This window comes from Emticicia sp. W12TSBA100-4 (assembly GCF_040253585.1).
Taxonomy (GTDB): domain Bacteria; phylum Bacteroidota; class Bacteroidia; order Cytophagales; family Spirosomataceae; genus Emticicia.
On the sequence record NZ_JBELAU010000008.1, the window covers coordinates 76162 to 89979 of the forward strand.

At 36.2% G+C, this 13818-nt stretch carries 8 protein-coding genes; 4 read left to right on the forward strand and 4 right to left on the reverse strand.

Features of this window, described 5'->3' with window-relative positions; genetic code table 11:
* The first annotated feature begins 3 nt into the window (after nucleotides 1-3).
* The 3 genes from ABR854_RS12810 to ABR854_RS12820 all read left to right on the forward strand — a co-directional run bounded on the left by ABR854_RS12810 (nucleotide 4) and on the right by ABR854_RS12820 (nucleotide 3304).
* A complete protein-coding gene (locus ABR854_RS12810; RefSeq protein WP_350265798.1) occupies nucleotides 4-180 on the forward strand; it encodes a hypothetical protein in 177 nt (58 codons plus the stop codon).
* A gap of 522 nt (nucleotides 181-702) precedes the next feature.
* A complete protein-coding gene (locus ABR854_RS12815; RefSeq protein ID WP_350265799.1) occupies nucleotides 703-2370 on the forward strand; it encodes a M6 family metalloprotease domain-containing protein in 1668 nt (555 codons plus the stop codon).
* 352 nt (nucleotides 2371-2722) lie between these two features.
* Complete coding sequence (locus tag ABR854_RS12820) at nucleotides 2723-3304, forward strand: collagen-like triple helix repeat-containing protein (RefSeq protein ID WP_350265800.1); 582 nt, start codon at nucleotides 2723-2725, stop codon at nucleotides 3302-3304.
* Nucleotides 3305-3391: 87 nt separating this feature from the next.
* Here the strand turns inward: ABR854_RS12820 and ABR854_RS12825 are convergent, their stop codons facing one another.
* From ABR854_RS12825 to ABR854_RS12840, 4 genes are all read right to left on the reverse strand, one after another.
* Nucleotides 3392-4066 (reverse strand): LytR/AlgR family response regulator transcription factor, encoded by a 675-nt coding sequence (locus ABR854_RS12825; RefSeq protein ID WP_350265801.1) that lies wholly within the window; start codon nucleotides 4064-4066, stop codon nucleotides 3392-3394.
* 6 nt (nucleotides 4067-4072) lie between these two features.
* Nucleotides 4073-5887 carry a histidine kinase dimerization/phosphoacceptor domain -containing protein gene (locus ABR854_RS12830; RefSeq protein WP_350265802.1) on the reverse strand — a complete coding sequence of 605 codons (1815 nt, stop codon included), beginning with the start codon at nucleotides 5885-5887 and terminating at the stop codon, nucleotides 4073-4075.
* 544 nt (nucleotides 5888-6431) lie between these two features.
* Nucleotides 6432-8846 carry a TonB-dependent receptor domain-containing protein gene (locus ABR854_RS12835; protein ID WP_350265803.1) on the reverse strand — a complete coding sequence of 805 codons (2415 nt, stop codon included), beginning with the start codon at nucleotides 8844-8846 and terminating at the stop codon, nucleotides 6432-6434.
* Nucleotides 8847-9187: 341 nt separating this feature from the next.
* Nucleotides 9188-10354, reverse strand: coding sequence for a LacI family DNA-binding transcriptional regulator (locus tag ABR854_RS12840; protein ID WP_350265804.1), 1167 nt, complete (start codon nucleotides 10352-10354; stop codon nucleotides 9188-9190).
* Nucleotides 10355-10658: 304 nt separating this feature from the next.
* Here ABR854_RS12840 and ABR854_RS12845 point away from each other — a divergent pair, with 304 nt between their 5' ends.
* Complete coding sequence (locus ABR854_RS12845) at nucleotides 10659-13808, forward strand: SusC/RagA family TonB-linked outer membrane protein (RefSeq protein WP_350265805.1); 3150 nt, start codon at nucleotides 10659-10661, stop codon at nucleotides 13806-13808.
* The last annotated feature ends 10 nt before the right edge of the window (nucleotides 13809-13818 follow it).

Sequence of the window (13818 nt, forward strand, 5' to 3'; positions counted from 1 at the left end):
AAAATGGAAAGAAAAGTAAGTCCAGCCAATGGAGTCTTATATGATTTGAGGCTCAAATCATCAACCAAACAATTATACTTTTCGGCTTACCAATGGCAATTTCTGACGAAACCTACACGCAGCGAGAAGGTTCAAGCATTGACGGTGCCTTTGATATACGAATGGATTATGGAAAATTGAAAATAACGCTAAAATCGAGTCTTTTGGTGCGAGAAGAAGGCATTCGGATGATTGAAATGGTGAAGGGAATTTGAGTTTGAAGGGGCTGCCCAAAAAGGCAGCCTCTTTATTTATTGACTACTTAATGTTTTTTGATTACTTATTTTTGGGCATTCTTGCTTCGACAAACTCCTCTGTAACAAGCATATTTTTTACAATCTTTCAGTCTAAAATTGGAATCGTTTTTTTAAATATAGAAATAATTTAAGCCATCCTTGAGAGAGATTTCTACTTTTCATCATTCTATCCCTAAAATCTCCATTTTATCCCAGTTTTTTTGATGTACGTAGATTAAAATTTTATTTTATAACTTAAATCTTTTTTTTTACTGTCATTATGTTTTGGGGCTTTCAAGTGAAATTTACATTTTGAAATGTTAACTTAACAACAGCATTGAAACAGTAAAAACTGTAATACACTAATTGCGAAAAAGTAACTAACAATTTACTGTGAGCATCATCATATCAACCTAAACTATATACCATGATGAAATTAGACGTTTCAAATTCTGTAAAAAAAATCGTGTTTTTTTTAATCGCAATTGCCTTACCTTTTTTTACAATCAGATGCAGTAAAACAGAAGCAGCTCCACCGCCGCCACCGCCAGTCATTAAACCAACCATTGCCTCATTTTCTCCTACATCTGGCCCAACAGGAACTGAGATTACGATTAATGGCACAAAATTGACAGGTGTAACAGCTGTTTCTTTTGGTGGAGTAGCAGCCTCCTCTTTTACTTTTGTCAGTGATACAAAAATAACCGCAGTAGTAGGCACGGGTGCAAGTGGAGATGTAAGTTTGGTAACTCCCTCAGGCACAGCAACCCTTGCAGGTTTTACTTACGTGATACCACAACCTACGATTACGGCAATTAGTCCGAATAATGGTACTACAAATTCGACTATTACAATAACTGGGACCAATTTTACGGGAGCAACGGCCGTGTCTTTTGGCGGAGTGGCTGCTTCTTCATTTTCGGTTGTAAATGATAAAACTATTACGGCTGTTGTAGGCACTGGAAGTAGTGGAAATGTCGTCGTAAGCACCCCAAGTGGAAATGCCACGTTTAGCGGATTTACTTATAATAATGTTTCGGTTACAGCTTGTAAGTTGCCACACGCAGCCACTTCTACAACAATCGGTATTGGTTTCCCAGTAAGACCCTATCGCACGCCATCAACTAAGTCAGTAAAAGTAGGGGTAATTTTTGTAGATTTTACGGACAATATAGCAACCAGAACTCCACAAGCTTTATTTAATCAAACGCTTTCTCCCCATGCAGAAGAGTTTTTAAGTGCTTCTTCGTATAACAATCTAAATGTAACATTTGAACCAACATTTCAATGGTTCAGAATGAGTAAACCAACAACCAGTTATACATTATCAACTTTTGCAGGTCATAAGGCTTATATTCAGGAAGCCATTTCTTTGGCTGATTCAAAAGTTGATTTTTCAAAATTCGAGCATTTATTGGTCATTTCAAATCCCGATGCAGGTGCCTTTACTATTGGCCCCACCTTTACTTCTAATCATCCTGCTAATGGTATTTCGGTCGATGGAGTGGTATTAAACAATGCTATCACTTCAGGACGTGATTTGATTTCTTGGAAACCTGGTTTATGGTTTTGTCATGAGTTTGGACATTCAATGGGCCTTGTTGACCTCTATACATATTCTGGCTCACCAAGTCTTAGATTTGTAGGACAGTTTGGTATTATGGGCAATATTGGTGGGGCTGGTACAGAGTTTTTTGGTTGGGAGCGTTGGCTTTTAGGATGGATGAAAGATGACCAAGTTGTGTGTCAGAACAGCACAGGCAATGGGTCAGTTACTTTGACACCCATCGAAACCGCAGGTGGAATTAAATTACTGACCATACCAATAGACGCAAATTCAGCCGTAGTTGTTGAATGTAGAAGAAAATTAGGCTACGATAATTCATTACCCAAAGAAGGCCCCTTGGTTTATGTTGTAGATACAAGAATCAATTCGGGTGAGGGTGCTATCAAAGTCTTACCCATAAACCTAACTGATGATAAAAAACTTGATGCCCCATTGAGTTTAAATCAGACATTGACTTATAATAACATTTCGATTACCTATACATCAAGAAGTGCCAATGGCGATTTAGTTACTTTTGAGAAGAAGTAAACGCCAAACACCTATTGACTGATTATCCAGTAAATCCCTGTTTCTAAGATGACTATTCTTTTGAGTAGAAATTTTCAGAAACAGGGATTTTCAAATTTCGCACTACTCCTCTTTTATTGCCCCTACTCTACATTTTTAGATTGAGTTCCCAATTTTAGGCATATTCATTCTATCCCTAAAATCGCCATTTCATCCCAGTTTTTTTGAGCTTGGTGGAGTTGATAATAGTTTTACTGATGTAATGCAGGGTAAGTGGATTTCTATCCAATACTAAACTATCTTTATTTATAGCAATACATAAAAACTATTGTTTTCAATCAAACCAAACTCGGCGGAGTTACGCTTTGTATTTATGCAAATTTCACGTTCTTTTTCTATTGTATTAACTGCTCTTGTTTTGGGCAGTAGTTTATTATTTAGCAGTTGTGAAGGTCCTGCGGGAGAAGTTGGGCCAGCGGGGCCACAGGGTGCAACAGGAGCAGCAGGCCCACAAGGTGCAACGGGAGCAACTGGACAAACAGGCAATGCCAATGTGATTCAGATTACTTATGCAGCCAAAACATGGGCAGCATCGAGAGGTTCAGTTCAACAATTTGTATTTCCTAATATTACACCAGCAATAATGAATAGTAGTGCAATATTGATTTATATGACGTCGGCTTCTAATCTCAGCAACACAACCGGTTATCCTTGGTATTCTATACCAGGCACTGTACTATCCACAGACCTTGTAGAACATGAGTTTTATTTCCAAACTACTTTTGCGGGAAATACCTCAGGAATAAATGTTTATAGAAAAATAGCTTCAGCTTCAACACTTACAGCGACTACCCGTATAATTCTTATACCTGCCAACGACCTTCGCAACGGACGCCAAACGGTGGATTTCAACGATTATAATGCTGTAAAGAAATATTATAACTTGAAAGATTAATCAAAAGTCATTGAATAAAGAATCCCCTTCTCAACAATCTTTTGGAAAGGGGATTTTTTATGCTTTCTTAGATTTTTTAGGAAATTTCTATTCTACTGGATAGAAGTTTTTAGAAACAGGAATATTCATGTTTCGCACCACAACGCTCTTTAAATTAGATTTCTCAATTTTCTCTTTATTGACGATAAATGCTCGGTGAACTTGCACAAATGATAACGGAAGAGATTCGATAATTTGAGAGATGGTCGAACGGCATTTATAAATTTTGTTATCAGTATGAAAGAGTAGATAGTTCCCTTCGGATTCGATGTAATTGATTTCTTCTAAAGGTAATTCTACTTTATATTCGCAGTCTTTGACCGAAATCGTAGGTTTGTGCTTCTTTTGGTTAGCTGATTTTATTATTGCAATTTCAACCGATGCAATCAAATCGCTATTTTTGAAGGGTTTTGTCAGGTACGAATAAGGCGAAGTAGCCACTGCTTCATTGATAACTTTGGAAGTATCATAAGCTGTAAGATAAATAAACGGAATCTGAAATTTGTCATGAATTTGTTTTCCCAGACTAATGCCATCGGTTTCACCTTCACCCAAATTTATATCCAAAATAGCGATGTCAATCGCTTCTTTTTTAAGTGTTTCAATGGCTTCATTAGCATTTTTTGCTTCAAAGACTTTATAATCGTTTTCTAACAGAATCTTTTTAGTCAATCTTCGATTCAAAAAATCATCTTCTACTACTAAAATAGTTTTTGTATCCATCGGAATTTACGATTTAAAATAAACAATTAGTTCAAAACCCTTGCTGTGCGATGGCGTTTCTGTTTTACCACTGAGTTGGTCAATCAATCCTTTCATTATTTCTACCCCAAGCCCTTTTGTTTCTACATTTTTAAAATCAAAACCTACGCCATTATCAACATAATGTAGTTTATTCATTTTAGCTTGCGTGTCTTGCGTAATTTCTATATTAATAATACCTTTTGTCTGTTGCGTAAATGCATGTTTCATGCTATTGCTGACTAATTCTACAATAATCAAACCTACGGGCAAAGCCTTCGAGATGGATAGCGTTTCGACTTCGCAACTCACCAAAAGAGTTACTTGTCGTTCGTTTACGTAAGATTCCTTTACTAATTCGGCCAGTTCGATAACGTATCTTTTCAAATCTACATCATTGACACTATCGTTGATGCTTAGTTTTTTATGAAGTAAAGCTATCGAATGTATCCGATTTTGGTTGTTTTTTATTAGGTCATCAATATTGCTGTAATTAACCGATTCTTTCTGAATTTCTAAAATACTGATAACATACTGCAAGTTATTTTTTACTCGATGTTGTAATTCTGAAAGTAGAATCTGTTTTTGCTCAATTTGCTTTTCAATTTTATCTTTTTGAAGACTTATTTCTAAGTTTTTATCATTTAAGATTGCATTAGCTTTTTGGGTTTGGCGATTATTGCGTATCAAAACGACTGACAAAATACCTAAAAAAACAAGAAATCCTATAAGAGCATAAAGTCTAATTGAGTTATAATATTCTTTTTTTGCTTCTTCTAAATCTCTTTTGCGTTGTGCTTCTGCATTGACAATGTTTTGTGTTTGAATGATTCTTGAGGCAGTGTAAAGGCTATCATTAGCCGCATTCAGAATTTTCAAATAAGTAGTAGCTTTTGATGGATTACTATGCTCATAAATTTGAGCTAAAAGCTTTGCAGCATCTGCCGTCAACACTAAGTTTTTAAATTTCTGACCACCGTTTAAGGCTTTTTCTGCATAAAAAATGGCCGAATCTGCTTGATTCATTGCATGAAAAACTCGTGCTAAATCAACCGATTGCTCGGATTCTAAAAAAAGATTCCCCGATTTATTTGAAAAATTTGTAGCGATTTTTAAATATTGCAATGCTTGAGGATAGTTTTTTCGTTTATTTTCTACCCTACCCATAATCGCATTTGCATACGAAACTTCTACGGGTATGCTTAGTTTTCTGCAATTAATATCTATTATTTTTCCAAAATACATGGCAGAGTCAAGCACATTTAGCTTTTCGTAAACCTCACCGATATTATGATAAATGAGCCATTTCCCATTATTTGGAAGATATTCGATTTGAGGGTGATGATAGGCTTTTAATAACCATTCTAAGCGTTGTTTGCTGTCTTGCTGTTTTTCGTACACAAGTGCTATTACGTTATAAAATGCTATCTCCAGTTTCGGGTATTTGGCTTGACTTATTTGTAAACCTTCAACGGCAGTCTGCATACCTTTTTGCCAATCGCCTGTGATGGTTGATATAAAACTTAATGCCTGCAAAGAAACCAATTCGCCATAAACATAATTCAATTTTCGGGCGAGCGAAATTGCCTCGTTGGCATTTATCACTGCTTGGCGAGGCTCTGTCATGGTATGGTACCTTGCCAAACGCCATAAATTGATAACTCTGTTTGTGTCTTCGGCATACACTGCCAATTTTTGCTTCAGTACATCTACCTCTTTTGTAGGTAAACTAAGCGGTTGTCCAAATCCAGACGTAGCAGTAAAGACTAAAATTGAAACCACTAATTTAATTATCAAGTTCATGATTCATCTTCATAAATAATGCGTGAATATACAGGATAACCTTCATCTAAAAATCTTAGAGTAGTGTAAAAGGTAGGCTATAAAGTTGAAACAAAATCGGTTTTTTCTGAATATTTGAAAATGTAAATCTATTTTCACGAGAAGCACCATCAAAATTTGTGGGATAGAACCTTGTTTTTAGGGATAGAAGATATCTCGGGGAATGATTATTTATAATAGAGTACAACGAATCAATAAAAAATAAAAATCCCAACACAATCGGCTGGGACTTTATAGTTCTAACAACAAACTGTATGGGTCACATACAGGAAAATCTTTAATGTCTTGTGCTATTGATGCGTGTTTTGCTGATTTCGGTTATGAATTATAACCTAAAACTAACGAAGCGAAAAAATGTTTACAATTTCTGTGAAGAAAAGTAAATACGCTTTTTATATTTCATAATTTGTTTATAAACGCAAATATAAAGCACAATAGTATTCATGTCAAAAACATATTTTTTCATTTACACAAAAGGATTTTTTATTGGATAAATGGCAAGCTATTAGCCTTTTATTCTTCTCAATTCATCTTCTGAGCCTGAGCGTCGGTTGCGGGCTTCCTTGATTTCTTTGCTACCAAAACGATAATTGAAGGTTACTCGTAGTAATCGACCCTCAAACTTAAATCTCAGATTCGTAGCAATCCCCGCATATTCCGAATGATGCCCTCCACGAGCGGTATTCAGCACATCACTAAATACAACTTTCAAGGTAGCATTATCTTTTAAAAACTTCTTTTGAACCCCAGCGTCAAGCATACCCATTGCCGAATTATAGTCGATGCGTCGATAAGGCGAATTATACCAACCCGAAAGCTCAAACGTCCAGTTATTTTTTAGTTTAAAGGTGCTTTGGCCATTTCCGTTCAAAGCAGTCGTTCGATTATTAATAATCAGCCCATTATCTAATTTTGCTCGCCATAAATTATGAAATCCATTTACATTGATGTTGAGTTCCCACCATTTGGTGAGCTGTGTATTAAAACTCAAATCCAGATTATATCCTTCCGAATAATCAAGGTTTTCGGAAATAAAATAGGTCCTACTTTCATCATACGGAATTCGTAAACCCACAACTGGATATTTTGTACGCCAATAGCCAAATGAGCTTGTAAGTTTTCCTTTATAAATATGCGTTATTTTGAAATTATTGGCATATTCGGGGCGAAGAAATGGGTTTCCTTTTGAGTAAACCAGTTCATCAATGCGGTATTCAAACGGATTGAGGTTTTGATAACTCGGGCGATTGATTCGGCGACTATAATTGAGGTTAAACGAGTGATTATCTGTGGCTTTATAAGAAATTGCTCCACTCGGAAAAAGATTCAAATACGTAGTATCCACTTTGTCTAAATCATTCTGTTTGAAACTCGTCAGCTTACCCAACGACTGCGTATTTTCGGCACGTAAACCCGCCTGAATATTCCATTTTTTACCCAGTGATTTATTATAATTGAAGTAAGCAGCATATATTCGTTCGGTGTATCTAAATTGATTACTACGGTCAATATCTCTGATTTCTTCGTTCTGAATTTTGGTAAAAAAATCGAAAGTATTATCAGAAGTTACATCTGATAATTTTACACCATAGGCCAATTTTCCTTTCTTAAAAGGTTGTTCGTAATCAATCTTGGCCGATTTAATAATGATATCAATTGGTGTTTTAGTTACATAATTTCGCTCAAAGGAAGGTCTATCGCTATTCACAAAAGTATATCTATTGGGCTGATAACTGATGCCTCGTGAATTAAAAACACCATAATCGACATCGAAATTCAGCTCGTGGCCAGTAGTATCGGCATAACGATAATTGAGATTAAAATTTAGATTTTTATTCTTTTCAGGGTTCGATGTCTGTGAATATAAAATAGCTGAATCTGGCACACTTGCATACCTACGTCCTATCAAAGTTTCGCTTTCACCGCCGCCGTTGTGGTTGCTCACACGACCATTCAGATTAAAACCTATGGTATTTTTGGTATTGATAAAGTAGTCTGCTCCTGCTTTCAAATTGCTCGAAGTATCACGCCAAAGCCCTCGCCAAGTTTTGTTATACATGATATTATTCAAAATTTGGTCGTCGAGTGTTCGGTTATGCCAAGCACCTTGATTATAGCTATACGTACCAAAAAGATTTACTTTTTTATCTCGATGATTAAGGCTCAGTGAAGAGTTATATTTTGGTGAAATTCCGAACAAGCCACCCAAACTAATATTTCCATTTGTTCCGAGTTTTCGATTTTTCTTTAAGCGAATATTAATAATGCCCAAATCTCCAGCGGCATCATATTTTGCTGAAGGATTTGTGATAATTTCGATGGCTTCAATATCGGCCGAATTCATACTTTTTAGTGTAGAAGCCAAGTCTCTCCCACTCATCGGCGAAGGGCGGCCATCAATATAGATTCGTACGCCTGTTTTTCCTTTTACTAAAATATTTTCGTCTTTATCGACCTGCACGCCTGGCGATTTTCGCATCAATTCTAAGGCATTTGTTCCAGTTGAGCTAATACTACTCTCGACATTGAATATGACTCTATCTTCTTTTACCTCAATCAAAGGCTTGGAAGCTACTACTTTTACCTCTTTTAATTGTTGCGTATCGGCAGTCAGTACAAAAGGATTAAATTCAATATCAGTATCAACTACTTCAAAAATAGGCGAAGCAAAAGCTCGAAATCCTACGGCCGAAATTTTTATAAAATACTTGCCTTTTACCACTCCATTGATTTTGAAACCACCATTTTCGTCAGCCATATCGGCCTTAAAAAGTGTAGAATCTATCGCATTATGAAGCGAAATTGTAGCAAACGAAGCAGCTTCATTTTGCTGGGTTTTGGTAGTGCCTTTTACGGTGTAGGTCTGAGCAAAGACATAGCTCGATAGGCTCGTGAGTAACACGAGTAATAGATTTTTCATAAGTAAATGGTTATAGCTTTTTCATAAAATGTTATAGGGTGCAAATACACGTTCATGACCCGTGACTGCTTATAAAGTTGTGTTGCTTCGCCTATTTTATTGTGAATACTTTACTCTTTGGAAAAGGTTACACAAAAAACTTAAAAGCATAGAATTTTATCTACGAAATATTTCGTAGCAAAGATAAAGCTAAATTTTTTTTGAATACAAATTTTATTACGAGATATTTCGTAATAAAAATGTATATGCATAGAAAGAAGTTATGATAAGTCGTTTTATTGAAAAATAAAACTTGAACTATAGATAGAAATTATTGTGGATTCTATTATACTCTCAAAGTTTTAATCTACTTCAGAACAATCCTTTTTTGAAGAATTTCTAATGATTAATTCTCCTTGAATAGATTGAGTATAGGGTAAAAACGCTTCTCTTTTATTAATGTTATCTATCAACATTTTGATAGATGCTTCGCCAACTTTAGTAGGAAAATGATTAAAAACTGTAAGCGAGGGTTCAAATAGTTCGGCAAGCGAATCGTCTCCAAAGCCAACAAAAGCAATTTCTTCTGGAATTTTAATTTTCCTTTTTTTTGCTTCAACCATCATCTCTATTGCATTTCTTGATAGCATCGTAAAAATACCATCAGGTGGATGCGGAAGGCTCATAAAATAATCAAACACTCGACCACCATCATTTTTATTCATTTCTGAATATACAATATAATCATTGATAAGTTCGATTCCGTGTTTTTCAAGAGCAGCCTTATAGCCAGCAAGCCTAATTTGTGAAATATAGAACTTTTCAGGGCCGAGCATTATTCCTATTTTTCTGCAACCTTGTTGAATTAAATGTTCTACTAAATCAAAGCTTCCTTTAAAATCTTCGTGTATAACTTTGGCTGTATCAATCTCGTTGCAAACCCTATCAAAATTCACAATGGCAATACCTTTATCAATCACGTGCTTGATATGCTCAAAAGAATTTGTTTCTTTGGCATGGCTCAATAATATACCATCTACTCGGCAAGCAATTAAAGTTTCGGTATTCAAAACTTCGATTTCAGCTGATTCTCCAGAATGACAAACAATAATTCGATATCCACTTTCAAGAGCTACTTGTTGCATTTTGGCCAGTGCTGTTGCAAAAAAAGGCAACTCAACATTCGGAATCACGACACCAATCGTATTTGTTTTTCCTTTGTTGAGACTCTGGGCTAATAGATTAGGTTTGTAGTCCAACATAATAGCAGCTTCCAATACTGTTTTTCTGGTAAGTTGGCTAATATCCGATTTATCATTCAAGGCTCTTGAAACTGTCGCAACCGAAATCCCGAGGTGTTTCGCCAAATCGACTATAGTGACCTGCCCGCTTTTTTTGATAGGCTTAATACTTTCAGTATCTAACACAAAATTAAAATCACATTGTTTGCAATAAAACCTCTGGCTTCCTCTCAAAAATCCTGATTTTATTACCCCATCAACCGAATTACATTTAATACATTTCTGCATAATTGTTATTGTATTTTTTTAATATTTTGTGTAATTTTTTTAAATTACTAAAAAAGTAGATTCTTAGCTCATTTTCTAAATTATAATTCTTCAAAAGAAAATATAGTAAGCTCAAATCTATAAATAGCGTACATCTAAAACGTTTACGATATTTCGTGTTAAAATATTAGTGTCAAATTGACACCTTTTGTTTGGAAATCAAAATCCTACGAATAGCTTCGATAAAGTATTCAATCCAAATTTAGTCAATTTTTAGTATTTCAACTCTATTAAATTGTATTTTTCAAATAAACCCTCTATTAAAATGAAACAAAATTACCAATCAAAAGACCTAAAATCGTGGCTCAGACTGATGGCCTTACTCTTGTGTCTGAGTCCGTTGAGCATTTTTGCACAGTCGAAGCAAGTCAGCGGGCAAGTAAACAGTAGTACAAACAATGACCCAATGCCAGGGGTGGGCGTTACTGTTAAAGGTACAACACGTGGAACAACAACCGATGCAACAGGTAAATTTAAGATTGAAGTAGCAAGTACCGAAACTTTGGTTTTTAGTTTTATTGGTTTTACAACGCAAGAAGTTAAGGTAGGAAATTCAAGCTCAATTAGCGTAAGCTTGGTTGAAGATACTCAGAACCTTCAAGAAGTGATAGTTACGGCACTGGGAATCAAGAAAGAATCTAAAAAATTGGGTTATTCGGCTGAATCGGTCAAAGTAAACGAGATTCAACAAAACCGTACAGTGAATATTATGACTTCGCTTGAAGGAAAAGTGGCAGGTTTGGATATTACACCTCCATCTTCAGGAGCTGGAGCGAGTACAAAGATTCGTTTGAGAGGACAATCGGCTTTTGCAGGAGCAAACAACTCGCCACTAATTGTAATCAATGGCTTGCCAATGGATCAAGGAGCTCGTGGAGCCAATGGTAATGCTTCAATTGACTTAGGGGATAATATGCAACAGTTCAACCCTGATGATGTAGAGAGTATGACCGTATTGAAAGGTGCAACAGCGGCAGCCATTTATGGTTCTCGTGCGGCCAATGGTGCGATTATCATCACCACCAAAAGTGGAAGCAAAAACTCAGGTATTGGTGTTGAATATTCGGCTAATTATTCGTCGGATGAAGTACTTGACTTCACTAATTTTCAAACCGAATATGGTCAAGGACAAGCAGGTGTTCGCCCAACAACTCAAGGACAAGCGATTACGACAGGTCAATTTGGTTGGGGAGCAAAATACGATGGACAGCCAACGATTCAGTTTGATGGTGTTTCAAGGCCATATTCTCCTGCATTGAATCGTATTAAAGATTTTTATCGTACAGGAAGTGCATTTACTAATACAATTGCCCTTTCGGGTGGAAATGCAACGGGAAGTTTCAGAGCGTCTTATTCAAATCAAGATGCATTAGGTATTTCTCCGAACAACGATTACCACAAAAAAATCTTTAATGCTGGTTTGAATCAGAAAATTGGTAATAAAATGTCGATGACATTTAATGTAAACTACACCAACGAAATCAATAATAACCCACCACAGGTAGGAGTTCAGGGGGTTGGAACACCCAACTTTTTGTATCGTTTAGCAGGTTCGATAGGTCTTGATGTCTTGAAAGAAAAAGCAGTAGCCGATAATGGTACTGAAAGACAAACTTCGGGTTTTCAGACAACTTTGATAAACCCATACTACATCATGGACCGCCAGTTTATCAAAAATAAAAGAGACCGTATTTTGAGTACAGTGGCCGTAAAATATGACATCTTAAAATGGTTGTACATTCAAGGTCGTGTAAATATGGATTATGGCGTGACGTTTTTGGAGCAAAACTTACCAACAGGCGTTGGTACTTCGACATTACTTAACCAAGCAGGTACAGGCTATAATGGAACTTACGGTGTAAACTCAAGCACGGGTCGGCAGATGAATATGGATTTCTTGCTTGCAGGAAATAAAGAATTTGGCAATTTCTCGGTAGATGCTAATTTAGGTGGAAACATTTTCACGAACAATAACCGTACTTTCGACCAAAGTGTAACAGATTTCACGGTAAAAGACTTATATTCTATTGAAAACGGTATCACAAAAGCCCAAAGCTACGGAATTTATTCGGAGCAAGTAAACTCATTGTATGGAACTGCCGAATTAGGCTACAAAGACATGGTTTTTGTAAACCTTGCTGGTCGTAATGATTGGTTTTCGGTGCTAAACCCTCAAAATAATAGTTCTTTTTACCCATCGGTTAGTGGAAGTTTTATTTTCTCGGAAGTTTTAAAAGATATTTCTTGGTTGAATTATGGTAAAGTAAGGGCATCATTTGCTGACGTAGGAAGTGCCAACGGTATCAATGCTTACAGCGGTCAACTTACTTATGGAATTCTCCAAAATCCATTCAATGGCTATGCACTTGGTCAAATCAATAATGGCAATAGTCCAAACCCGCTTCTTCGTCCATTTAGTGTAAGTGAGCGTGAAGTTGGTATCGAATTAAAATTGTTTAAAAGCAGAGTGAACGTAGATGTGGCTTACTACGACAAACAAACAAGAGACCAAATCTTGACAGTAGCGGTATCGAACGCAACGGGTTATAATGGTACACCATTAAATCTTGGAGCATTACAAAACAGAGGTTTTGAGTTTATGGTAGATGTGACACCTTACAAAAAAGGTGATTTCATTTGGAAGTCTTCGTTCAACACGGCCATTAATAATACAAAAGTATTGGCTTTAGCTCCGAACACTAATCGAATCGTTGTTACATCATTTGGTGGAAATGAGTTTTTAGGTAGCTTGGTTTATGAAGTTGGTCAGCCGCTCAATCAGCTTGCAGCAAAAACTTACAAAAGAAATGCCAATGGTGAAATTATGGTCGGAACGAACGGTAGATTATTGGCAAGCGATGGTGCAGACGTATTATTTGGCAGTGCCTTACCTAAATTTACAGGTGGTTGGACAAATACGTTTGGGTACAAAAACTTGAGCTTATTAGTTCACATCGACTACAAAGCGGGTGGAAAAGTTTTATCATCAACGGCTTTGAATGGTTTGAGACAAGGACACACACAAGCATCATTGGTTGGTCGTGATGGTGGCGTTTTATTCCCTGGTGTTTATGCCAATGGCGAGAAAAATACGGTTAAAGTTGACCCACAATTATTCTATACAGATTACAGAAACTTACAAATTGCTGACCCTTTCTTGTTCAAATCTGATTTCATAAAATTAAGAAACATTACGCTCAACTACGATGCTACAAGATTTTTGAGTTCAAAAGTTAAGTTTGTCAAAGGACTTACGCTTTCGGCTTCTTGCAGAAACGTACTTATCATCAAAAAATACATTGATGATTTAGACCCAGAGTCATTTGCTTCGTCGGGCGATTCGAGGGTTGGTTATGAGCAAACGTCGTTGCCTACTACTCGTACGTATGGTATTAATCTTAATGTGAAATTCTAAAAATCGAAAT